Consider the following 22,786-nt stretch of genomic DNA (forward strand, 5'->3'; position numbering starts at 1 on the left):
GGGGGCGCGGCACCCGCCGCGCACTAGGCTTGCCCGTCATGGATGCCAGCGACGAGGTCATGGAAGCCGCCCGCCGGATCGGGGCGGTGTTCGGCGGGCTGCCGCAGGTGCTGCGATTCCGGGCCGCGGTCGAGTCGGACACCGACGGCGAGACCCCGGACGAGGTGTCGATCGCGGTCGGGGACGGTTGCCCGGGGCCGGGTTACGCCTCGTACGCGACGCTGGACATGTCCCGCTTCCCGACGAATGTCACCACCGACGACGGCAGGCCGATCCGCACCGAGCTGGTCACGGTCGGCCGCGCGGACTACCGGGCGCTGGCCGACGTGCTCGCGCAGTGCGCCTTCGCGGTGGCGTCCGGCTCGTTCCACTTGACCCCGAACTGCATCATCCCGAACGCGATCCGCGAGGTGGACCCGGCGCGGACCATGAAGCACGTGCTCCTGGTGGTGCCGTTCATCTGGCCGGACCTCGAGATCCTGGTCGACACCGAGGAGAGCGTCGACACCTGGCTGCAGGCGGTGCCGATCAGCGACAGCGAGCTCGAGTTCTCGTCAGCAAACGGGACCGATCAGCTCTTCCGGCGGCTCGAGGAGTCCGGCGCGGACGTGTCGGACATCGATCGCGCGCCGGTGGTCTGAGGGGTTCAGGGGCGGGGCAGGGTCAGGCGGGCGTGCGCGACCAGCGCCGAGGCCGCCGAGCTGGCCGGGCCGTCCGAGCGCCAGGCGAGTGCGATACGGCCGCGTAGCCCGGGCCGGGTGATGGTGACCGATCGCAGCGTGGTCGCGTGCGCGGTCGCGACCGTCGTGGGCAGGATCGCCACCCCGAGACCGCGTGCGGCCAGCCGGGCGAGCACGTTCGGGTCGCTCGCCTCGAACGCGACGCGGGGGGTGAATCCAGATCGGGCGCTGGCATTGTCGAGGGCGGTGCGCAATCCGGTGCCGCGCGGCAGGGCGATCAGCTCGCGCTCACACAGTGCCTCGAGGGTGACGGCATCGTGGGCGGCCAGCCGGTCCTCGGGTGGGACCGCGGCGACGAACGGTTCGTCCACCAGTACCGCAGTGGCGACACCCGCTGGCGGCGGGCCGGCCAGCCCGACGAGGGCGACGTCGATCCGGCCGTCGCGCAGCGCGGCGAGGAGCCGCTCGGAGGTGTCCTCCGAGAGGGAGATGCCGATGGCGGGATGCTCGGCGTGGAAGCCCGCCAACATGTCCGCGACGGTGCCCGTCGGGCCTGCCGTGACCATCCCGACAGACACGTGCCCGCGAACCAGCCCGGCCAGCTCGTCGACCGCGGTCCGCGCCGCGGCCACCGCGGCAAGGGCGGCCCTGGCGTGTGGGAGCACCGCCTCGCCCGCGGCCGTCGGCCGGACCGTGCGGCCAGTGCGGTCCAGTAGCTCCTGTCCCAGCTCGCGTTCGAGCCGGCGGATCTGCGCGCTGACGCCCGGCTGCGCGACGTGCACCCGCTCGGCCGCCCGGGTGAAGTTCGACTCCTCGACCACGGCGACGAAGTACTCCAACTGGCGAAGTTCCATAACTGATGATTCTAGCTACGAGACAAACCAGCTCTTGGACTTATCGCCGCGATGCTCGCACGATGGAGTGGTCAGGCAGACCAGCTCCGTGTGGAGCGCGAAAGAGGGAGATCCGGAATGACCGCAACGCGCGAAAAAGCAACCACCCCTGAGGATCTGGCTCGAATCTTCGTCGAACTGGCCAATGCGGGCGACGCGGCCGGGATCGCCGAGCTGTACGAGCCCGACGCTGTGCTGGCGTTCCCACCGGGCAGCGAGACCGTGGGACGGGAGGCGATCCGCGGCGTCCTCGAGAAGCTCCTCGCGGACCGGCCACACTTCGAAGTGGAGGAGGCGATGCCGACCGTGCGCAGCGGGGACCTCGCGATGACCTCGACGCGTCCGGCCGACGACACCGGGGGCAGGGTTCAGGTCGTGCGGCGCCAGCCCGACGGCAGTTGGTTGCGGGTCCTGGACCGTCCGGAGGCCCGCGGCTGAGTCCGATGCGCGCGTACCGGCGCCAGTGCCGCGGCGTCGGCCACTAGGCTGACCGCATGGCATCCGCAGAGTCGGCAGTCTCGAGCATTTACATCGCCTCCCCGGAGGGGGACACCGGGAAATCGACCATCGCGCTCGGCGTGCTGCAGATGCTCAGCGGCTCGGCGGCCCGGGTCGGGGTGTTCCGGCCGATCGCCCGCTCCACCGACGAGCCGGACTACATCCTCGAGCTGCTGCTCGACCACACCTCGGCCGACCTCGGCTACGAGCAGTGCCTCGGCGTCTCCTACGAGCAGGTGCACGCCGACCCGGAGCTCGCGCTCAGCGAGATCGTCGCGCGCTACCACGATGTCGCGGAGGAGTGCGACGCCGTGGTGATCATCGGCAGCGACTACACGGACGTGGCCAGCCCAAGCGAGCTCGAGTTCAACGCCAGGATCGCGGTGAACCTGGACGCGCCGGTGCTGCTGGCGCTGCGTGGTGCAGGCCGCACCCCCGACGAGGTCCTGCAGCTGGCGCAGATCTGCGCGGCCGAGCTGCGCGCCCAGCACGCGCATCTGGTCGGCATCGTCGCCAACCGTTGTGATCCGGCCCGGCTCGGCGAGGTGACCGCTGCGCTGGAGCCGATGGGGGTGCCCGCGTGGTCCCTGCCGGAGATGCCGCTGCTGATCGCGCCGACCATGGGTGAGCTGCTGACCGCGGTCGACGGCGAGCTGTACAGCGGCGACCCCGAGCTGCTGCAGCGGGAGGCGTTGCGAGTCATGGTCGGCGGCATGACCGCCGAGCACATCCTCGAGCGGCTCTCGGAGGGCGTCGTGGTGATCGCTCCAGGGGACCGCTCCGACGTGCTGCTGGCGATGGTCAATGCCCATGAGGCGGAGGGATTTCCGTCGCTCGCCGGAATCATCATGAACGGCGGCATCGCCCCGCACCCGGCCATCGCGAAGCTCGTCGCCGGTCTCAAACCGCGGCTGCCGATCCTCACCACCGACCTCGGCACCTTCGACACCGCCAGCGCAGCGGCGCAGGCAAGGGGACGCGTCGGGGTCGGCTCACAGCGCAAGGTCGACACGGCGCTGAGCCTGATGGAGCAGCGCGTGAACGCCGCCGACCTGCTGGCCCGACTCGAGGTGGCCAGGCCAGAGGTGGTGACCCCGCAGATGTTCGAGTATCAGCTGATCGACCGCGCCCGTGCGGACCGCAAGCACATCGTGCTGCCCGAGGGCGACGACGACCGGATCCTGCGGGCCGCCGGAAGGCTGTTGCAGCGCAAGGTCGCCGACCTGACCATCCTCGGCGAGGAGGGCCCGGTGCGCAGGCGCGCGGCGGAGCTCGGCGTCGACCTGAGCGCCGCAACCGTGCTCGACCCGACGAACTGCGAGTACACCGACGAGTTCGCGCAGGAGTACGCGAGGCTGAGGGCGCACAAGGGGATGACCCTCGAGCGTGCCCGCGAGGTGATGGCCGACATCTCCTACTTCGGAACGATGATGGTGCAGTTGGGAATAGCGGACGGCATGGTCTCCGGCGCCGCGCACACCACCGCGCACACGATCCGGCCGTCGTTCGAGATCATCAAGACCGCGCCCGGTGTCTCGACCGTGTCCAGCATCTTCCTGATGTGCCTGGCCGACCGGGTGCTGGCCTACGGCGACTGCGCGGTGGTGCCCGACCCGACCTCGGAACAGTTGGCGGACATCGCGATCTCTTCCTCGCAGACCGCCGCCCAGTTCGGTATCGACCCGCTGATCGCGATGCTGTCGTACTCCACCGGTGATTCGGGTTCCGGAGCTGAGGTGGACAAGGTCCGTGACGCCACCGTGCTGGTCCGCGAACGTCGCCCGGACCTGTTGGTGGAGGGGCCGATTCAGTATGACGCGGCGATCGAGCCGACGGTGGCCAGCACGAAGCTGCCCGACTCGAAGGTGGCGGGCCGGGCGACGGTGTTCGTGTTCCCCGACCTCAACACCGGGAACAACACCTACAAGGCGGTGCAGCGCAGCGCAGGGGCGGTGGCCGTCGGACCGGTCCTGCAGGGGCTGAAGAAGCCGGTGAACGACCTGTCGCGCGGTGCGCTGATCCAGGACATCGTCAACACGGTCGCCATCACGGCGATCCAGGCGCAGAGCGTCGCGGCGGAAGGGGCTCGGCAGTGAACGGTCCGGTGCTGGTCATCAATTCGGGCTCGTCCTCGATCAAGTACCAGCTGATCGACCCGGACGGCGGGGAGGCCATCGCGTCCGGGCTCGTCGAGCGGATCGGCGAGCCGGACGGCATCATCGGCCACCGGCACCGCGGCGCGGACAGCGAGCATCGTGGCCCGATCGCCGACCACGCCGAGGGCCTGCGGCTGGCCTTCGGGATGTTCGCGGAGGCGGGCATGGACCTGGCGGAGGCCGGCATTGCCGCGGTCGGGCACCGGGTGGTGCACGGCGGCGAGGTGTTCTACCGCCCGACGCTGATCACCGCCGACGTGGTCGCCGAGATATCCCGGCTGTCCGCCCTTGCACCGCTGCATAATCCGGCGAACGTGACCGGAATCGAGAGTGCGATGCGAGTGTTCCCCGACATCCCGCACGTCGCCGTCTTCGACACCGCGTTCTTCCACACGCTGCCGCTGCCTGCCCGGACGTATGCCATCGACGCGGAGGTGGCGAAGGAACACGGGGTGCGCCGCTACGGATTCCACGGCACCTCGCACGAGTACGTCTCCGAGCGGGTGGCGGAGTTGCTCGGCCGCGACCCGGGTGAGCTCAACCAGATCGTGCTGCACCTGGGCAACGGTGCCTCGGCGTCGGCCATCGCGAGCGGCCGGGCGATGGACACCTCGATGGGTCTGACCCCGCTGGAGGGTCTCGTGATGGGCACCCGCAGCGGCGACATCGATCCGGGCATCGTGATGCACCTGCGGCGCAGCGCGGGCCTGGACGTGGATGACATCGACGACCTGCTCAACCGCGGCTCCGGGCTCAAGGGGCTGTGCGGGGTCAACGACTTCCGCGAGCTCCGCCGTCTCATCGGCGAGGGCGACGCGGCGGCCGGGCTGGCCTACGACGTCTACATCCACCGGCTGCGCAAGTACATCGGGGCCTACCTGGTGACCCTCGGCCGGGTCGACACCATCACCTTCACCGCCGGGGTGGGGGAGAACGCGGTCGAGGTCCGCGCCGACGCCCTCGCAGGCCTCGAGGGGCTCGGCATCGAGATCGACCTCGAGCGCAACGCGGCGAAAGACCGCACCGCCCGGGTGATCTCGACGGACAACTCCAAGGTCACGGTGCTGGTGGTGCCGACCAACGAGGAGTTGGCGATCGCAAGGGCGGCGCGCACGTTGGCCTCGGATGGAGCCGGTGATCCGCCGCCGCGATGATTTTCGAGCGGCCCGAAGGTCTACACAGCAGAATCCGACAACACCGAAGAGAAGCGAGACCCCATGCGCATCGTGATCAGTGAGTTCATCAGCCTGGACGGCGTCGTGCAGGCGCCCGGCGGACCCGAGGAGGACACCGACGGCGGCTTCGCCCACGGTGGCTGGTCGCACCCGTTCTTCGATCCGGAGGTGGTGGGTGGCGCCTTCGACGACGCGTTGAGCAAGGCCGAGGCGCTGCTGTTCGGGCGCCGCACGTGGCAGACGATGGCCGGGGCGTGGCCGGAGCGAGCAGGCGACCCGTTCGCCGACCGGATGAACGCCATCGCGAAGTACGTCGTGTCCGACTCCCTGAGCGACGGCGAGCTGACGTGGGAGAACACCACGCGACTCGCCGGCGACGAGGCCATTGCCCGTATTCGGGAGCTGCGCGAGACCGAGGGCGGCGACCTGGTGGTCATGGGCAGCCCCACCCTCGTGCGCACCCTCCTGCACGAGGGTCTGGTCGACGAGCTCCGGCTCATGGTCATGCCGGTGCTCCTCGGCGGCGGGAAGTCGATCTTCCCCGACGGCGGCGCGCTGCACACGCTCGAGCTGGTCTCCACGGTCATCAGCCCCGCGGGCGTGCACGTGTGCACCTACCGACCGGCCGGCTAGACCAGGCTTTTCGGGCGGATCGAGTTGGCCAGGTCCACGAGTGCGTACCTGTGCCTGCGGTCCTCGGCGTTGCGTGCGAGGGCACGCAGCCCGGCCTCGGTGCCGGCGCGCAGTCCTCGCTCGGTGAAGGCGACGCCGAGGATCGGCTCGAGTTCGGACTTGGCGACATGGCCGAGCAGCACCCAGTCCAGCGCGGTGCCGAGCACAAGCGTGCGCATCTGCAGCGCGCGACCCTCGTTGGGCGGCAACGAGTTCACCCGGCGGGCGGACTCGCGGATCGCGGTCTCGCCGATCTTCTCGATCGGTGCACCGGAGAGCAGGGTGAGTACCGAGGTCATCCTGGCGACATTGAAATGCCGTGAGCTCGGCGGCACCTGGTCGAGGGCCACGATCGCACCGCTGATGTCGCCCCGGTCGGCGAGCTGCCTGGCGAGCCCGAACGCCGCACTGACCAGGCTGCGGTCGGTGCGCCAGACGGTCCGGTAGTACTTTTCGGCGAACTCACGCCACTGCTGGGGCTCATCGGTGTCCCAGTGCTGGAGAATGAGTTCCGCGGTCGCCGCCAGTGCCAGCTTCGGAGCCACCTCGCCGGGGAGCGCCTGGAGGACGGCCTCGAAGTGGCCCATCGCCTGCTCGTACTCGGCGCCGAGCAGGGAAGCCATGCCGCTGTACCAGTCGACACGCCAGTTCGATCCCTTGGCGGCGCTCAGCGAGCCGAGCACCCGGGCCGCCTCGATCGGGTCGCCGAGGTCGAGGTGTGCCTTCGCCTCGGCCAGCGCGATCTCCGCGGTGAACCCGGCGCCACCGTCGACCGTTCGTTCGAGTCCGTTCGCCCTGGCATGGCGGATCGAGTCCAGGGTCTGGTCCGGCTCCGCATGCACCGCGGCAGCCAGCAGCACGGCGCTCGGGTCGGACGGGTTGATCAACGGAACGGCAAGCGCGGCAGTGATGTCGCGGGGGGACAGGATCGGCTCGTGAAGGCGTCCGTCGGCGTACACATCGGTCTGCAGCACCGCCTCGTCGGTGCCGAATGTGGTGCGCTGTGGGCTGAACAGTTCGGAGAGCCCTGGCCGCTCCTCGTCGGTCTGTTGGGCCAGGATCTCGCGGAGCACCCCGGTGAGCTGGCTGGCCATCTCGTCCGCTGACCGGAATCGATGGTCGGGATCGGCGGCGGTTGCCCGCAGCAGCAGTCGATGGAAGAACTCGTACTCCGCGAGCAGCGGTGCCTGCTCGGGGGTGGGCAGTCCGTCGAGGTATTTGCCTTTGTCGGAAGGCATCTGGAGGGTGAGAACGGCGAGGGTCCGGCCGACCGTGTAGACGTCGGAGGCGATGGTCGGTCCGGTCTTCAGGATCTCCGGCGCCTGGTAACCGGGCGTGCCGTAGAGGTAGCCGTAGTCCTCGATGCCCGCAACGGCGCCCAGGTCGATCAGCTTGAGCTGATCGTCGGTGACCATGATGTTCTCCGGCTTGAGGTCGTTGTAGACGAGGCCGACCGAATGCAGGTACCCGAGCGCGGGCAGGATCTCGAGGACATACGCGATCGCCTGTTCGATCGGAATCCGTTCCGGCCGTTTATGAGTGCTCAGCACGTCGCGGAGCGAGTGCCCGGCGACATACTCCATGACGATGTAGCCCATCGGGCTGCCATCGGGCCGTGGATGCTCGACGAAATTGAAGATCTTCACGATGCTGGGGTGCGCGACCTCCGCCAGGAACTGCCGCTCGGCGAGCGCGACGGCCTGCGCCTCGGCATCCCCGAAGTGCAGCAGGCCCTTGAGTACGACCCAGCGGTCGCTCACATTCCGGTCGATCGCGAGGTAGATCCAGCCGAGCCCGCCGTGCGCGATGCAACCCTGCACCTCGTACTGCCCGCCGACCATGTCGCCGGACTCGAGCAGCGGGGTGAAGTCGAAGACGGTGCCGCAGGACGGGCAGGTTCCCGCGGACGATCCGGGACCGGTGGGGCCCTTGCGGCCGACCGGCTTCCCGCACTTCCAACAGAACCGCTTGTTCTCCGCGACAACAGGATCCGCCATCACCGCCGTGGCCGGGTCGATCGCGGTGACGGGCGGGACCTCGACGAGCCCGGCGCCGAGGCGGCGTCGCACGCTCGTCCGTGACCGTTGCGAGCGGCTCCCACGGCCGGTGGTGCGGGCAGGCGCGGACTGATCCGGTGCCGTCGCCTGGGTGCGGCCGGACGCTTCCGGTACCGAGGCCTGGGTACGGCCGGAGGCTTCCGGTACCGAGGCCTGGGTGCGTTCGGACCCCTCGGTCGACGCGGACGGCGGCGACGGGACCGACGGTTCCGGCCTCGGATGTCCTTGCGTTCCAGCCATTGTCTCGCTCTCAGTCCAGGTAGTGCGGGACCGGCGGGCCCGGCGACGGACCGAGCACCCGCAGCCACCGATCGTAGATCCGGGTCCAGGTGCCGTCCTGACGCATCCGCTCCAGGCTTCCGTTGACCACCCGCACCAGGTCGTGGTCCGACTTGTTGATCCCGATTCCGTACGGTTCCACGCTCAGGCCCTCGCCCACGATCTCCAGGTACGGGTCCTGCGCCGCGAGGCCTGCGAGGATCGAGTCGTCGGTGCTCACCGCGTCGACCTGGCCCTGCTGCAACACCACCAGGCAGTCGCCCCAGTTCTGGACGGTCACCACGGTGGCGTCGGGCTGCACCTGCTGGATCCGCCCGACCGAGGTGGTCCCCTCGGCCGCACAGACCCGCCTGCCAGCCAGGTCGGCCGTGCCCGTGATGCCGGATCCCTTGACCGCCAACACCCGCTGCTGGGCCTGGAAGTACACCGTGGAGAAGTTCACCTTCTCGCGGCGCTCGCAGGTGATGGTCATCGTCTTGACCACCACGTCGACCGTGCTGTTCATCAGCGCCGGGATGCGGTCGGCGGAGGACAGGATCCGGAACTCCACCCGGTTCGGGTCGCCGACCAGGTCGCGCGCCAGTTCGCGGGCGATATCGGCGTCGAAGCCCTCGATCTCGCCCGTCGCCGGGTCGCGGAAGCTGAACAGGTTGCTGCCGGTGTCGAGCCCGACGACGAGCCTGCCCCTGCCATGGATCTCGGCGAGGGAGGCGCTCGGCGGCGGCGGCTCGGGCGGGACGCCTGGGAAGGGACGCAGGCTCGCCGTCGGGTCCCCGCAGTTCGCCTCGTTCGCAGGCGGGCCGGTCGGCGGCGGCGCGACCGTGGCGCCCTCAGGCAGGGGCGGTTCGGTGTAGCCGCTCTTGTCCGCGACGGCGCCGGGCTCGGTCTGCGTGCAGCCGGTCGCGAAGAGGGACACCGCGACGAGCAGGGCGGACCCGACGGTTCGCCATCCGGGTCGGCGCAGCCGCAGCCCGGGCACTGTGGATCCGCCCCTCGTCACTGGTACTCCCGCAGCCGTGGCCACAGGCCGACCCCGACGCCAGCCGCGGCCAGCGCGGACAGCACCAGCGCGCCAGGTCCGAGGCCGTACAGGGTCGAGTGGGCGCGGTCGATGTCGGCGCGCAGTTCGGTCCTGGTCGCCACGATGGCGTCGCTGAGCGCGGCGTCGGCGCGGGCGAAGAACGCCGAGGAGTCCTTCTCGCCCGGACCGGTCGCCACCGCCGCGGCCCCCGCCCAGTCGCCGTTGTCGAGCAGGCGCTGCACCCGCTGGTGCGCGGCGGACCAGCCCCTTCCGGATTCGGCGGCCGCGCTGACCAGGTCGGTCGCCACCTTCACGCGGCCGCCGTCCGGATAGTCGGCGAGGATCGATTCGAGGCGGGTCAGGTGCTTGCCGAACGCGTCCGCGTAGCCGCCCGTGATGTCGCGGCGGACCAGGCCGAGGGTCTCGTCGGCCCTGGCCTGCTGCGCGAGGATGCGTCCGGTGGTCAGCTGCGACAACGGCCGGGCGCCCTGCTCGAGCGCCCGCCCGGTGGAGGTGGAGGAGATCAGGCCCGCGATCAGCAGCCAGCCCAGCAGCGCGGCGACCGCGACGGCGGACAGGATCAGTCCCGGGTTCAGCAGCCGTCGGGTCCACCCGGCCAGCAGGACCAGACCCGCGATGAGCGCGATCAGGGACAGCAGGAGCAGCCCGATCGCCAGCCAGGGCGGGGTCGCGAACTCGTCCTGGTTCTGCACGACGGCCTCGGCCTGCTGACCGTGCAGCTCCTCGGCGATCGGCAGCAGGGTGGACTGCATCATGGACGAGGCCTCGCGCAGATAGGCCGTTCCGACGGGGTAGCCGCTGCGGTTGTAGGCGCGGGCCGTCTCGATCAGTCCGGTGTACACCGGCAGCCCGGTGGACAGCTCGGTGAGCAGCCGCTGGGCAGGCGCGTTCGTGTCGGTGATGCCGCTCGACGCGCCCACCAGGTCGGCCGCGGCCTCGCCGATCGACTGCGTGTACCGGTCGCGGACCGCGGCGGGTTCGATGCCGCCGAAGATGAAGGCGGTGGTCGCGGCTGCATCCGCGATCGAGAGCGCACTGTAGAGATTCTGGGTGGCGTTGGCCTGGGGTTCGACCCGGTTGAGCAGCGTGTCGAGGGTGCTTTGTCGGTCCGCGACCTGGACCGCGGCGACCGTACCCGCGAACAGTGCCAGCACGATCAGCGTGACGCCGAGGCCGATCAGCTTGGCCGGGGTCGTCCCGAGGAACTCCGACAACTGGCTGTACCGGCCAGGGCGATCGGCTGGCGCGACGGACCGCGGCGCGAGATCATCGCCGAGGGGTTCCGTCGACGGTGCTTCCCGAACGGCCACCACGCACCCTTCCCAGCTGGCCCGGATGCCAGTCAAGGGGGAGCATATAAGCAGTAACTGAGCTTTGTTGTGCGCGACTGGCCTAAGTTCGGTCGAGAAGAAGATGACGAGGCGCAAGGACCGCGTGGGGTGCGACGTGGCCGGATGTGGGGCAGGTGAACGAAGTCGATGCGCGGTGACGGGGACGGCTGGGCCAAGAGCGACGACGGAAGTCGGCATTGGGGCAAGTTCGGCGCGGCCGGGCTGCTGCTGCGCGCCCCCGCGGCCGACGGAACCCCGACCGTGCTCTTGCAACACCGCGCGCAGTGGAGCCATCAGGGCGGCACCTGGGCGTTGCCCGGCGGCGCCCGCGACAGCCACGAGTCGACAGTCCACGCCGCCGTTCGCGAGGCCGAGGAGGAGGCCGGGATACCCGGCTCCGACCTGCGGGTGCGCGCCGAACGGGTGACCGCGCGGGCGAGCAGCGGCTGGACGTATACGACGGTGATCGCCGACGCGGCAGGCCCGCTCACGACGGTGCCGAACGGCGAGAGCACGGAACTGCGCTGGGTGCCGGAGGACCAGGTGTCGGGGCTGCTGCTGCATCCGGGTTTCGCGGCGAGCTGGCCGGAGCTGCGGAGCACCCCGGTCCGGTTGCTGCTGGACACCGCGAACGTGCTGGGCTCGCGGCCGAACGGCTGGTGGCGGGACCGCGCGGGCGCGACCGGCGAACTGCTCGCGGCGCTGGCCGGGACGCTGCCCCGGACCATCGAGCTGCCGGACGGCGGATTCGGCTGGCTGTCGCGGATCGAGGCGGTGCTCGAGGGTCAGGCTCGCGCGGTCGCCGAGGTGGACGCCAGGATTCCGGTGCACGTCGCCGCGGGCAGCGGGGACGACGAGCTGGCGCTGCTGGCGGGCGCTGGCACCGAGCTGGCGATGGCCGCGGGCGGCGTCGTCGGGCATCCGGCCTTCGGGGGCGTCGACGAGCACCTCACCGCCGTGGTCACCGCGGACCGTGGGCTGCGCGAGCGCCTGCCGGAGACGGTCGTGCAGCTGTCGCCGTCGACGGTCCTCGGCTGGCTGGACTGACCCCCCGCCGATCAGTCTGTACCCCTGCCCCGACCTCCCCAATGTCACATTGATTCGACTGAGCCGAATCAATGTGACATTGGGGAGGTGGGGCGGGGAGGTCGGGGCGGGGAGGGTGGGCTGGCCGGGGGTCAGCGGCGGTCGGCGTTGCGGGCCAGGGCGTCGGCCAGTGACCGCGCCGCGGCCTGCGGGTCGCGCGCCTCGGTGATCGCGCGCACCACCACGATGCGGTCGGCGCCCGCCTCGAGGACCTCGGGCAGCCGCTCCTCGTCGATGCCGCCGATCGCGAACCACGGCCGGGTCGGGTGCGAGTCGGCGGTCGAGCGGACCAGGTCGATGCCCGACGCGGTCCGGCCGGGCTTGGTCGGCGTCGCCCACACCGGTCCGGTGCAGAAGTAGTCGACGTCGTCCGCGATCGAGGCGAGCTGGGCCTGCGCCCGGCTGTGCGTGGAGCGGCCGATCACCACGTTCGGGCCGAGGATTCGGCGGGCGTAGTGCACCGGCAGGTCGCCCTGGCCCAGGTGCAGGACGTCCGCGCCCGCGGCCAGTGCCAGGTCGGCGCGGTCGTTCACGGCCAGCAGAGCGCCGTGCCTGCGGGCGACCGCGGAGAGCTCGGCCAGCGCGCCCAGCTCTTCCTGGGTCTCCATCGGGCCGAGCTTCTTCTCGCCAGCCGATCCCTTGTCGCGCAGCTGGATGATGTCGACGCCGCCGGACAGCGCGGCCTCGGCGAACTTCGCGAGGTCGCCCTTGTCGCGGCGGGCGTCGGTGCAGAGATAGAGACGGGCGGTCGCGAGGCGTTCGCGTGGGGTGAGGTGCTTACCGGAATGCGAGGGGTGCACGCTCTCAACGGTAGTCTCTACGCATAGAGAAGTGACACGGGAGTCCCGGCGAGCGCGGGGCTGAGAGGGGGCCGCGAGCCCCGACCGTCATACCTGACCCGGATCATGCCGGCGCAGGGAGTGAGGTGGAATTGTGAGCAGAACTGTCGCGGTGATCGGCGGCGGCGCGATCGGGCTGTCGGTCGCGTGGCGCGCCGCCCAGGCCGGCTGGCGGGTCACCGTCCACGATCCGGCACCGGCGTCCGGGGCGTCCTGGGTGGCGGGCGGGATGCTGGCACCGTTGTCGGAGGGGTGGCCGGGCGAGGACGCGGTGCTGCAGGTCGGGGCGGACTCGCTGGCCCGCTGGCCCGACTTCGGTGGCGAGCTCGAGGCCCTGTCCGGCGAGACACTGTTCACCTCCCAGGGTTCGCTCACGGTCGCGCTGGACGCGGCCGACGCCGCCGACCTGCGGACCGTCGCCGAGTGGATCGCCTGCCAGGGCTACCGGCTGGAACTGCTCTCGCGCACCGAGATCCGCGCCGCGCAACCGTCGCTCGCCCCGAACATCCGGCTGGCCCTGCTGGCCGCCACCGAGTCCGCGGTCGACAACCGCGCCCTGGTCCTGGCGCTGCGGTCGGCCTGCGTCGCGGCGGGGGTGGCGTTCGTCGCCGAGGCCGTCACCGACCCGGCGGCGCTGGACACGGACCAGGTGGTGCTGTCCGCCGGTACCGCGTCCGCGCGGCTGTGGCCGGGGCTGCCGGTCCGTCCGGTCAAGGGCGAGATCCTGCGGCTGCACCGCCGTCCCGGCGTCGCGCCCGCCCCGACCATGACCATCCGCGGCAGCGTGCACGGGCGGCCGGTGTACCTGGTGCCGCGCGGCGACGGTCTCGTGGTCGGCGCGACCCAGCACGAGTCGGGGGAGGACACCCAGGTCACCGTCGCCGGGGTCCGCGACCTGATCGCCGACGCGCAGACCCTGATGCCGAGCGTCGGGGAGTACGAGCTGCACGAATGCGCCGCGGGACTGCGACCGATGAGCCCCGACAACCTGCCGATCATCGGCCGGGTGTCGGACAAGGTGGTGCTCGCGACCGGGCACGGGCGCAACGGCGTCCTGCTGACCCCGCTGACCGCCGACGCGGTGGTCGCCGAGCTCGACGGCGCACCCTTGGCGGAGGCCAAGAGCGCCTCCCCGGAACGGTTCAACTTCAACGATGAGTGAGGACTCGATGACGAACACACCGGTGAACATCGGGATCACCGTCAACGGCGAGGACCATCAGCTGTCCGAGCCGCTGACCGTGGCCCAGCTGCTGGAGCACCTCGGCCTGCCGTGCAAGGGCATCGCGGTCGCGGTCGACGGCGCGGTGTTCCCGCGGGCGTCCTGGGACACCCCGGTCGGCAAGGGCTGGGAGATCGAGATCCTGACGGCGGTGCAGGGTGGCTGAGCCCCTCACCGCCGACCGGCTGACCATCGCGGGCCGCAGCTTCGGCTCCCGGCTGATCATGGGCACCGGCGGCGCGGCGAACCTCGCGGTGCTGGAGGAGGCGCTCGTCGCGTCCGACACCGAGCTCACCACGGTGGCGATGCGCCGCGTCGACGCGGTCGGCGGCACGGGGGTGCTCGACCTGCTGCGCAAGCTGGACATCGCCCCGCTGCCCAACACCGCCGGCTGCCGCGGCGCCGCCGAGGCGGTGCTCACCGCGCAGCTCGGCCGGGAGGCGCTGGAGACCGACTGGGTCAAGCTCGAGGTCATTGCCGACGAGCGCACCCTCCTGCCCGATGCCATCGAATTGGTCTCCGCCGCAGAACAACTCGTCGACGACGGCTTCACCGTGCTGCCGTACACGACCGATGATCCGGTGCTGGCGCGGCGGCTCGAGGACGTCGGATGCGCGGCGGTGATGCCGCTCGGTGCGCCGATCGGCACCGGCCTCGGTATCTCGAACCCGCACAACATCGAGATGATCGTGGCGGCCGCAGGGGTTCCGGTGATCCTCGACGCGGGCATCGGCACCGCCAGCGACGCGGCGCTGGCGATGGAGCTCGGCTGCGACGCCGTCCTGCTCGCGACCGCGGTGACGCGGGCCAAGGATCCGGCGCTGATGGCGTCCGCGATGGCGTCCGCGGTGACCGCGGGATACCAGGCCCGCCGCGCCGGACGGATCCCGAAGCGGTTCTGGGCGCAGGCGTCCTCGCCTGACCTCTGACCCTTCGCCGGGTGCGACCCCGACGGATGGCCCGCGCCCTCTCAGGGTCGTGTCATCCCCAGGTATGACACCCGACACGACCTGCGGGCGATGCGCGCCGCCGCGGATTGAGGAATCCTTCTCCTCATGATTGAAGTGAGGGGTTTGACGAAAGAGTTCGGGCCCACGAAGGCGGTCAGCGACCTGACCTTCACGGTCCAGCCCGGCATGGTGACCGGCTTCCTCGGACCGAACGGCGCGGGCAAGTCCACGACGATGCGGATGATCCTCGGCCTGGACCGGCCGACCGCGGGAACCGCGCTGATCGACGGCAAGCCGTACCACGACCTGAAGCAGCCGCTCCGGACCGTCGGCGCGCTGCTGGACGCGAAGTGGGTGCACCCCAACAGGTCCGCGAAGGCGCACCTGCAGTGGATGGCGGCGTCCAACGGGATCCCGATGTCCCGGGTCGACGAGGTGCTGCGGCTGGTCGGCCTCACCGAGGTCGCGGGAAAGAAGGCGGGCGGCTTCTCCCTCGGCATGTCCCAGCGGCTCGGGCTGGCGGCCACGCTGCTCGGCGACCCGAAGGTCCTGCTGTTCGACGAGCCGGTCAACGGGCTCGATCCCGAGGGCATCGTCTGGATCCGAAAGTTCATGCAGCGCTTGGCGGCCGAGGGGCGCACGGTGCTGGTGTCCAGCCACCTGCTCTCCGAGATGGCGCTCACGGCCGAGCACCTCGTGGTGATCGGACGCGGCCGGCTGATCTCGGACACGACCGTCAAGGCCTTCGTCGACCGGTCGTCCGAATCGACGGTGCGGGTGCGCAGTCCCCAGCTGGACGCGCTGCGCAGCGCGCTGACCTCGCAGGGGCTCACGGTCCGGGAGGACGGCACCTCCGAGCTCGGCGGCGCGCTCATCGTGCTCGAGGCGACCACCGACGTCGTCGGGCAGATCGCGGGCGGCAACGGAATCGTCCTGCACGAGTTGGCAGCTCAGCAGGGCTCGCTCGAGGACGCATTCATGAAACTGACGGGGGACGATGTGCAGTACCACGCCGCAGGCGTCGACGACGTGATGGGAGGGGCGCTCTGATGGGTGTCGTGAACGCAGAACGGATCAAGCTCACCTCGACCAGGTCGCCCTGGTGGTGCACGGTCGCGATCATCGTGCTCGGCCTCGGACTGGCCGCGGTGATCGGGCTGAGCGCCAAGGCCAGCCTGAACGCCTTTGCGGACGAGGTCGCGCAGGGGGAGAAGCCGGACTTCGAGCCCTTCCTGCCCACCCTCGCGGACGCGGTCGGTGGGGTCTCCGGATTCGGTGTGCTGATCCTGATGATCCTCGCGGCGCTCGCGGTGACCAGCGAGTACCGGTTCGGCATCATCCGCACCACCTTCCAGGCGGTGCCGAAGCGTGACTCGGTGCTGATCACCAAGGCCGGCCTGATCGGCGGCTTCGGCGCTCTGCTGACCTTCGTGCTCACCTTCGGTGCGTACGCGATCGCCAAGGCGACCGCCGGAACCGCCGCGGGCGCCGCGCTGAAGCTCTCCGGCGCCGAGGCCTGGCGGGCGATCTACGGCGTGCCGATCTACGCCTTCCTGTGCGTGGTGCTCGCGGTGGCGGTGGGCACCCTGCTCCGGCAGTCGGCTGGCGCGATCGCGCTGCTGCTGCTCTGGCCGCTGCTGATCGAGAACCTGTTCGGCCTGTTCGGGCGGTTCGGCGAGAACGTCAAGCCGTTCCTGCCCTTCATGAACGCGAACAACTTCCTCGGCGCGCCGCAGGGCGTCGACTTCCACTGGGGCCCGTGGGGCAGCCTGGCGTACTTCGCGTTCTTCGTGGCGGTGATCTTCGGGTTCGCGCTGTTCACGGTGAACCGTCGCGACGCCTGAGGCAGCTGCGCCGCACGTGCGCGATCGGTACCCCGACCGGGGTACCGATCGCGCACGGTTCTTTTGTGTCGTTCCGGACCCCGAGCGAAGTACGCTCGGCAAATGCGACAGTCCATTCGGGCACGAGTCGGAGCGTTGACCGCCGCAGTACTGGCCGGGATCCTGCTGGTATCCGGCTGTGGCCGGGACGAGGAGGAACAGCCGCCCGCACCGCCGGTCGACGGGCAGTCGCTTGCGGCGGCCATCGACGGTGACGCCGTCGCCGCGCACCTGGAGGCGCTCGAGCAGATCGCGACGGACCACGGCGGCAATCGGGCCGCTGGCACCGAGGGCTACGACGCCAGCGTCGACTACGTCGCAGGCCGGCTCCGGGATGCCGGCTTCGAGGTGTCCACCCCCGAGTTCGAGCTGGACCGCTTCATCGCCGGACCGGTGGAGCTGAGGGCGGGTGACAGGAAGTTCACCCCGCGCACCCTGCAGTACTCGCCCGCGACGCCGCCGGAGGGGATCACCGCGCGGACCGTCGCCCTGCCGGACGACGGGAGCCCCGGCTGTGAGGCGTCCGACTATGACGGGCGGGGCGCCACCGGCGCGATCGTGGTGGTCCGGCGCGGGGTCTGCCCGTTCTCGACGAAGGAACGGGTGGCCGCCGACCACGGCGCCGCCGCCCTCGTCGTGTTCAACAACGAGGACGGCCCGTTGGCGGGCGGCACCCTGGGCGAGGACTCGGATCCGCGGATCCCCGCGGTGAGTGCGCCCGGCTCCGAGGGCGCGGAGCTCGCGGCCGCGCCGGAGCTGTCGCTGACACTCGAGGCCGCCACCGAGACCGCCAGGAGCCGCAACGTGATCGCCCAGACCACGACCGGGTCGACCGAGAACGTGGTCCTGGTCGGCGCGCACCTGGACAGCGTCGAGGAGGGCCCCGGGATCAACGACAACGGCACCGGGTCGGCCGCGGTGCTCGAGACCGCGCTGCGGCTGGGCAGCGCGCCGAACGTGACGAACGCGGTGCGCTTCGCCTGGTGGGGCGCAGAGGAATTGGGCCTGGTCGGGTCGGAACGGTACGCCGAGGGGCTCGACGCAGGCGAACGCGAGGACATCGCGCTGTACCTGAACTTCGACATGATCGGCTCGCGGAACGCGGGGTACCTGACCCTCGACGGCGACGACTCCGACCTGGCCGGTGCCGGGCCGGGTCCGGAGGGCTCCGATGCGATCGAGCGAACCCTCCGCGGCTACCTGGCGTGGCGCGGGATCATCGCGGACGGAACGGATTTCGACGGCCGATCCGACTACGGCCCGTTCATCGAGATGGGGATACCCTCCGGCGGGGTGTACAGCGGGGCGGACGACCGCAAGTCCGAGGAGCAGGCGCAGAAGTGGGGCGGCACCGCGGGCGAGGACTTCGACCCCGGGTACCACTCGCGGGAGGACACCCTGGCGAACGTGGACCGGGAGGCGCTGGCGCAGAACGCGGCCGCGGTGGCGTTCGGCGTGGGCGCGTACGCGAACTCCATCGAGGGCCCGGACGGGGTCCCCGAGCGCGCGGACCGCGCACGGGCGCGATCGGGTGCCGGGCAGTGACGGACCGGGCCTGTATCTATAACTCTGGGTTACACTTCGGCTCGTGAGCGAGGACCCCTCGACCCCGGGCGTCGAACCCACCGACGCGAGCGACCGGGACCCCACGCGCCGCGGCACGCCCGCGGCCGTCGCCGAATGGATCCGCGGGGTCAACGCCCGACCCCAGGTGGTCGACGCGTTCCGCCGGATCCGCCGGGCACTGCCGGGCGACCCGTCCTTCGGTGACCCGCTGTCCACGGCGGGACCGGGCGGGGTGCGGGCGATGGCCAGGGCGGCGGACCGGTTCCTCGACGACGGCCCGGGCGCCTCACGGGAGGTGAGCCTCGGCGCGCTGCAGGTCTGGCAGGCGCTGCTCGAGCGGACCGGCCGCGGTCGCGGACCACGCGAGGTGACCATCGTCTTCACCGACCTGATCGGGTTCTCGAGCTGGTCGCTCGGCGCGGGCGACGAGGTCACCCTCGAGCTGCTGCGCGAGGTCGCGAAGGCGGTCGAGGCGCCGATCGTGGACCGCGGCGGCCAGGTGGTCAAGCGGATGGGCGACGGGCTGATGGCGGTCTTCGCCCGCCCGGACCGCGCCCTCGAGGCGATGTTCGCCGCCCGCGCCCAACTCGCGGAGGTGGAGGTGGCTGGCTATCGGCCGCGGATGCGGATCGGCGTGCACACCGGGTCGCCGCGTCAGGTGGCGTCCGACTGGCTGGGCGTGGACGTGAACGTCGCGGCCCGGATGATGGAGCTCGGCGGGGACGGCAACGTCATCGTTTCCGAGGCCACGCTCGCGGCGCTCGAGCCGGGCTTCATCGAGGAACTCGGAGTCAGGACCAAGCCCTACCGTCGGGGGCTGTTCGCCGCCCCGATGCGCGGGGTTCCGGAAGGCCTGCGCATCTTCACCCTCCACGCGCAATGAGGTCGGCGGCATTGCCACCCGTGGTGCCACCGGCGGACACTGGAGGAATGGTTGACAGGGAGCAACGCACGCCCTTCTACGGGGTCGTGATGATTCTCGCGGCGCTCGGTGCGGCGATGGCGGTCAGTTACTACGGGCCCGCCTGGTTTCGCGTCACCGTCTACATCCTCGCGGTGATGGTTGTGCTGGTCGGCGGAGTCATGACATTCCGGGACTACTCGCGCTGACGGTGCGCATGCGGTGCGCGTCGCCCCCCGTTTGAGGGGCGACGCGCACTGGCGCGTCAGTGCAGGCGCCAGAGCGGGGACACCGGACCGTGCCCCGCTCCCAGGTCGTACGACGCGGCCAGGCATCGCGTCACCCACTCCTTGCCGAACGCGACGGCCTCGGGCATCGGGTAGCCGTTCGCCAGCGCGCATGCGATCGCCGCGGCCAGGGTGTCGCCGCCGCCGTGGTCGTTGCCGGTGTCGATCCGCTCGCTGGTGAACTCGTGGAACACGTCCCCGTCGAACAGCAGGTCGGTACTCGACGTCGAGGTGCGCAGGTGACCGCCCTTGACCAGCGACCACTGCGCCCCGAGTCCGTGCAGGGCCTCCGCCGCCCGGCGGGCCGAGGCGTCGTCGACCACCTCGATCCCGGTGATGAGCCGGACCTCGTCGAGGTTCGGCGTCACCAGCGAGGCGATCGGGATCAGCGTGTGCCGGACGGCGTCCAGCGCCTCGGCGTGGAGCAGCGGATCGCCGTGCATCGACGCGCACACCGGGTCGACGACCAGCGGCACCGCCAGCCCACGCCCGATGCCGACCTCGCCGCAGACCTGCGCGACGGCCTCGATGATCGCGGTCGACGCGAGCATCCCCGTCTTGGCCGCCCCGACCCCGATGTCGCCGACCACGGACCGCACCTGATCGGCGACGATCTCCGGCGGGATCTCGTGGAACCCGCTCACCCCGACCGAGTTCTGCACGGTCACCGCGGCGACGGCGACGCAGGCGTGCACGCCGCACATGGCCATCGTGCGGGAGTCGGCCTGGATGCCCGCGCCGCCGCCGGAGTCGGTTCCGGCGATGGTGAGGACGCGGATCGGGGTCTGGCCGTCCGGGGTCAGGGGCAGCAATTTCACGGGTGAGAGCCTATCGACCGGCCGGAACGACCGGCAGGTACACCTGGGCGCCCGAGCGGGTGAACTCGTCCGACATCGCAGCCATGCCCGCCTCGATCGCGGTGGCGTCGGTCAGGCCGTGCTCCTCGGCGTAGGCGCGCACGTCCGCGGAGATCCGCATGGAGCAGAACTTCGGCCCGCACATCGAGCAGAAGTGCGCGGTCTTCGCCGGCTCCGCGGGCAGCGTCTCGTCGTGGTACTCGCGGGCGGTGTCCGGGTCAAGCGACAGCGCGAACTGGTCCCGCCAGCGGAACTCGAATCGCGCCCTGGACAGCGCATCGTCGCGCTCCTGGGCCCGCGGGTGCTGCTTGGCGAGATCGGCGGCGTGCGCGGCGATCTTGTACGTGATGACGCCGACCTTCACGTCGTCCCGGTTGGGCAGGCCGAGGTGTTCCTTCGGTGTCACGTAGCAGAGCATCGCGGTGCCTGCCTGCGCGATCATGGCGGCGCCGATCGCCGAGGTGATGTGGTCATAGGCGGGCGCGATGTCGGTGGCGAGCGGGCCGAGGGTATAGAACGGGGCCTCCTCGCACAGTTCCTCCTCGAGCCGCACGTTCTCCACGATCTTGTGCATCGGGACGTGGCCCGGGCCCTCGATCATCACCTGCACGCCATGGGATTTCGCGATCTTGGTCAGCTCGCCGAGGGTCCGCAGCTCGGCGAACTGGGCCTCGTCGTTGGCGTCCGCGATGGACCCCGGGCGCAGTCCGTCGCCAAGCGAGAAGGTCACGTCGTACTCGCGAAGGATCGCGCAAAGCTCCTCGAAGTGCGTGTACAGGAACGACTCTCGGTGATGGGCGAGGCACCAGGCCGCCATGATCGAGCCGCCGCGCGAGACGATCCCGGTGACGCGCTTGGCGGTCAGCGGCACGTACCGCAGCAGCACGCCTGCATGCACGGTCATGTAGTCGACGCCCTGCTCGCACTGCTCGATCACGGTGTCGCGGTAGATCTCCCACGTCAGCGCCGTCGGGTCGCCGCCGACCTTCTCGAGTGCCTGGTAGATCGGCACGGTACCGACCGGCACCGGCGAGTTGCGCAGGATCCATTCGCGGGTCTGGTGGATGTCCTTGCCGGTTGACAGGTCCATGATGTTGTCCGCGCCCCACCGGGTGGCCCAGACCATCTTCTCGACCTCCTCGGCGATCGAGGAGGTGACCGCGGAATTGCCGATGTTCGCGTTGATCTTCACCAGGAACCGCTTGCCGATGATCATCGGCTCGGACTCGGGATGCTTGTGGTTGGCTGGGATGACGGCGCGTCCGGCCGCCACCTCCTCGCGCACTATCTCGGCTGAAACACCTTCGCGGGCAGCGCAATAGCGCATCTCGGCGGTGATGACCCCGGCCCGGGCCCAGGCCAGCTGGGTTCTGGCCCCGTCGATCGCATCGGGTTTGGCCCAGTCGTCGCGGGTCTTCGGCAGGCCGGCCTCGAGGTCGATGTGTGCGTCGGCGTCGGTGTACGGGCCGGACGTGTCGTACAGGTCGAGGTGCTCGCCATTGGTCAGGTGGACTCGGCGGACGGGCACCGACAGGCCATCGATTTTCAGGTACTGCTTGGAGCTGCCCTCGATCGGGCCGGTGGTGACGGTGGTACCGGAAACAGAGGTGTCCCTCATGCGTGCTCTCCCTACGCCGGCATTACCCGGTCAGGTTCAACGGTCGACGGCCCTGTCGCTCGAAGAGCTAGCCGTCATCTCAGCCCGCTGGTGCGAGCCCCCGTGGGATGTGTAGTTGTCGCGATGACCCTAGCGCCTGGCGCCCGATCGCCGTCCGGCGGCGTTGTCATCGTCGCCGATACAAACCCGGTATACGGCTCCTCTTCCGCCTTGCCGGACGACGATCGTTTCACCAGGTGCATCCGTCTCAGGGACTTCTTGGCGCAAACGGGCACGGCGAACGGGGCCCGCTCCTATAGTGGCGGAAATCACATTGTGATTACGGATCGGGCAAGGAGACGGGTACATGATCACGGAATCGCCGACGGCAGAGGTGACGAACAATGCAGGTCAGAACCGGTTCGAGCTGCGGCTCAACGGGGACCTCGTCGGCATCCTCGGTTATTACGACTTGGACACGCGCGGGGCGAGGCGGCCATCGGCTGCGACACCGATCGTCTCGTTCATGCACACCGTGATCGTCGAGGACTTCGGCCATCGGGGACTCGCGGCGGTGATGGTGCGCCGCGCCCTCGACGCGGCGCGCGGCTACGGCTGGAAGGTCCGGCCGGTCTGCACGTATCTCCAGCGATTCGTCGCCGACAACCCCGAGTACCGGGACCTCATCGTCCCGGTGTGAGTCTTTCTGGTGCCGATTAGGCCACGATTGGATGGTGACTGGGCAACAAATCGCCCCATCGGCCCCAAATCGGGCGACCCAGCCGGGGCGGGACTGCTTCCATGGTGAGGTGTCT

22 protein-coding genes and 2 riboswitches are annotated in these 22,786 nt (G+C 70.5%); of the genes, 15 read left to right on the forward strand and 7 right to left on the reverse strand.

Going from position 1 to position 22,786, the window contains the following annotated elements; translation table 11 throughout:
• The first annotated feature begins 38 nt into the window (after positions 1–38).
• The gene (locus ACFXMV_RS14775; protein WP_378499978.1) at positions 39–641 is read left to right on the forward strand and encodes a suppressor of fused domain protein; all 603 of its coding nucleotides are present in this window, start codon (positions 39–41) and stop codon (positions 639–641) included.
• A 5-nt stretch (positions 642–646) separates the two neighbouring features.
• Here the strand turns inward: ACFXMV_RS14775 and ACFXMV_RS14780 are convergent, their stop codons facing one another.
• Positions 647–1,534, reverse strand: coding sequence for a LysR family transcriptional regulator (locus ACFXMV_RS14780; RefSeq protein ID WP_378499977.1), 888 nt, complete (start codon positions 1,532–1,534; stop codon positions 647–649).
• Between the two features lie 117 nt (positions 1,535–1,651).
• On the opposite strand from ACFXMV_RS14780, the gene ACFXMV_RS14785 reads away from it, so the two are divergent.
• The 4 genes from ACFXMV_RS14785 to ACFXMV_RS14800 all read left to right on the forward strand — a co-directional run bounded on the left by ACFXMV_RS14785 (position 1,652) and on the right by ACFXMV_RS14800 (position 6,035).
• Complete coding sequence (locus ACFXMV_RS14785; RefSeq protein WP_378499976.1) at positions 1,652–2,011, forward strand: YybH family protein; 360 nt, start codon at positions 1,652–1,654, stop codon at positions 2,009–2,011.
• A gap of 56 nt (positions 2,012–2,067) precedes the next feature.
• Entirely contained in the window at positions 2,068–4,167 is a 2,100-nt protein-coding gene (gene pta, locus ACFXMV_RS14790; RefSeq protein ID WP_378499975.1) for a phosphate acetyltransferase, read from the forward strand.
• Positions 4,164–5,381, forward strand: coding sequence for an acetate kinase (locus ACFXMV_RS14795; protein ID WP_378503662.1), 1,218 nt, complete (start codon positions 4,164–4,166; stop codon positions 5,379–5,381). The genes pta and ACFXMV_RS14795 overlap by 4 nt, the downstream gene beginning before the upstream one ends.
• A 63-nt stretch (positions 5,382–5,444) precedes the next feature.
• A complete protein-coding gene (locus tag ACFXMV_RS14800; RefSeq protein ID WP_378502231.1) occupies positions 5,445–6,035 on the forward strand; it encodes a dihydrofolate reductase family protein in 591 nt (196 codons plus the stop codon).
• Here the strand turns inward: ACFXMV_RS14800 and ACFXMV_RS14805 are convergent.
• The 3 genes from ACFXMV_RS14805 to ACFXMV_RS14815 are packed head-to-tail and all read right to left on the reverse strand — an operon-like array spanning position 6,032 to position 10,762.
• Entirely contained in the window at positions 6,032–8,371 is a 2,340-nt protein-coding gene (locus ACFXMV_RS14805; RefSeq protein WP_378503661.1) for a tetratricopeptide repeat protein, read from the reverse strand. The genes ACFXMV_RS14800 and ACFXMV_RS14805 overlap by 4 nt on opposite strands.
• Before the next feature lie 10 nt (positions 8,372–8,381).
• On the reverse strand, positions 8,382–9,380 hold the full coding sequence (locus ACFXMV_RS14810) for a glutamate ABC transporter substrate-binding protein (RefSeq protein ID WP_378502029.1): 999 nt from the start codon (positions 9,378–9,380) through the stop codon (positions 8,382–8,384).
• 26 nt (positions 9,381–9,406) lie between these two features.
• Complete coding sequence (locus tag ACFXMV_RS14815; protein ID WP_378503660.1) at positions 9,407–10,762, reverse strand: hypothetical protein; 1,356 nt, start codon at positions 10,760–10,762, stop codon at positions 9,407–9,409.
• A 168-nt stretch (positions 10,763–10,930) separates the two neighbouring features.
• Here ACFXMV_RS14815 and ACFXMV_RS14820 point away from each other — a divergent pair, with 168 nt between their 5' ends.
• Positions 10,931–11,830: an NUDIX domain-containing protein gene (locus ACFXMV_RS14820; protein ID WP_378502460.1), complete on the forward strand. Its 900-nt coding sequence runs from the start codon at positions 10,931–10,933 to the stop codon at positions 11,828–11,830.
• 131 nt (positions 11,831–11,961) lie between these two features.
• Here the strand turns inward: ACFXMV_RS14820 and thiE are convergent, their stop codons facing one another.
• A complete protein-coding gene (gene thiE, locus ACFXMV_RS14825) occupies positions 11,962–12,669 on the reverse strand; it encodes a thiamine phosphate synthase (RefSeq protein WP_378498361.1) in 708 nt (235 codons plus the stop codon).
• 26 nt (positions 12,670–12,695) lie between these two features.
• Positions 12,696–12,806, forward strand: a riboswitch (TPP riboswitch).
• On the opposite strand from thiE, the gene thiO reads away from it, so the two are divergent.
• From thiO to ACFXMV_RS14865, 8 genes are all read left to right on the forward strand, one after another.
• Positions 12,803–13,870 (forward strand): glycine oxidase ThiO, encoded by a 1,068-nt coding sequence (thiO, locus tag ACFXMV_RS14830; RefSeq protein WP_378498362.1) that lies wholly within the window; start codon positions 12,803–12,805, stop codon positions 13,868–13,870. Its footprint overlaps the riboswitch before it by 4 nt.
• A gap of 7 nt (positions 13,871–13,877) precedes the next feature.
• The gene (gene thiS / locus ACFXMV_RS14835; RefSeq protein ID WP_378498363.1) at positions 13,878–14,096 is read left to right on the forward strand and encodes a sulfur carrier protein ThiS; all 219 of its coding nucleotides are present in this window, start codon (positions 13,878–13,880) and stop codon (positions 14,094–14,096) included.
• Positions 14,089–14,859, forward strand: a complete 771-nt coding sequence (locus ACFXMV_RS14840; protein WP_378498364.1) for a thiazole synthase — start codon at positions 14,089–14,091, stop codon at positions 14,857–14,859. The genes thiS and ACFXMV_RS14840 overlap by 8 nt, the downstream gene beginning before the upstream one ends.
• 126 nt (positions 14,860–14,985) lie before the next feature.
• Positions 14,986–15,930, forward strand: coding sequence for an ABC transporter ATP-binding protein (locus tag ACFXMV_RS14845; protein WP_378498365.1), 945 nt, complete (start codon positions 14,986–14,988; stop codon positions 15,928–15,930).
• Positions 15,930–16,724, forward strand: coding sequence for an ABC transporter permease (locus ACFXMV_RS14850; RefSeq protein ID WP_378498366.1), 795 nt, complete (start codon positions 15,930–15,932; stop codon positions 16,722–16,724). Before ACFXMV_RS14845 ends, ACFXMV_RS14850 begins: the two co-directional genes overlap by 1 nt.
• A 102-nt stretch (positions 16,725–16,826) precedes the next feature.
• On the forward strand, positions 16,827–18,308 hold the full coding sequence (locus tag ACFXMV_RS14855; RefSeq protein ID WP_378498367.1) for a M28 family peptidase: 1,482 nt from the start codon (positions 16,827–16,829) through the stop codon (positions 18,306–18,308).
• Between the two features lie 139 nt (positions 18,309–18,447).
• Positions 18,448–19,212: an adenylate/guanylate cyclase domain-containing protein gene (locus ACFXMV_RS14860; RefSeq protein ID WP_378498384.1), complete on the forward strand. Its 765-nt coding sequence runs from the start codon at positions 18,448–18,450 to the stop codon at positions 19,210–19,212.
• A 47-nt stretch (positions 19,213–19,259) separates the two neighbouring features.
• The gene (locus ACFXMV_RS14865; protein ID WP_378498368.1) at positions 19,260–19,439 is read left to right on the forward strand and encodes a hypothetical protein; all 180 of its coding nucleotides are present in this window, start codon (positions 19,260–19,262) and stop codon (positions 19,437–19,439) included.
• A 56-nt stretch (positions 19,440–19,495) separates the two neighbouring features.
• Here the strand turns inward: ACFXMV_RS14865 and thiD are convergent, their stop codons facing one another.
• The gene (thiD, locus tag ACFXMV_RS14870; protein ID WP_378498369.1) at positions 19,496–20,335 is read right to left on the reverse strand and encodes a bifunctional hydroxymethylpyrimidine kinase/phosphomethylpyrimidine kinase; all 840 of its coding nucleotides are present in this window, start codon (positions 20,333–20,335) and stop codon (positions 19,496–19,498) included.
• Positions 20,336–20,345: 10 nt separating this feature from the next.
• A complete protein-coding gene (gene thiC / locus ACFXMV_RS14875) occupies positions 20,346–21,992 on the reverse strand; it encodes a phosphomethylpyrimidine synthase ThiC (RefSeq protein WP_378498370.1) in 1,647 nt (548 codons plus the stop codon).
• Positions 21,984–22,106, reverse strand: a riboswitch (TPP riboswitch). (Overlaps the previous gene by 9 nt.)
• Positions 22,107–22,338: 232 nt before the next feature.
• Here thiC and ACFXMV_RS14880 point away from each other — a divergent pair.
• On the forward strand, positions 22,339–22,671 hold the full coding sequence (locus tag ACFXMV_RS14880) for a GNAT family N-acetyltransferase (RefSeq protein ID WP_378498371.1): 333 nt from the start codon (positions 22,339–22,341) through the stop codon (positions 22,669–22,671).
• The last annotated feature ends 115 nt before the right edge of the window (positions 22,672–22,786 follow it).

This window comes from Rhodococcus sp. NPDC059179 (assembly GCF_042754885.1).
GTDB lineage: Bacteria > Actinomycetota > Actinomycetes > Mycobacteriales > Mycobacteriaceae > Rhodococcus_G.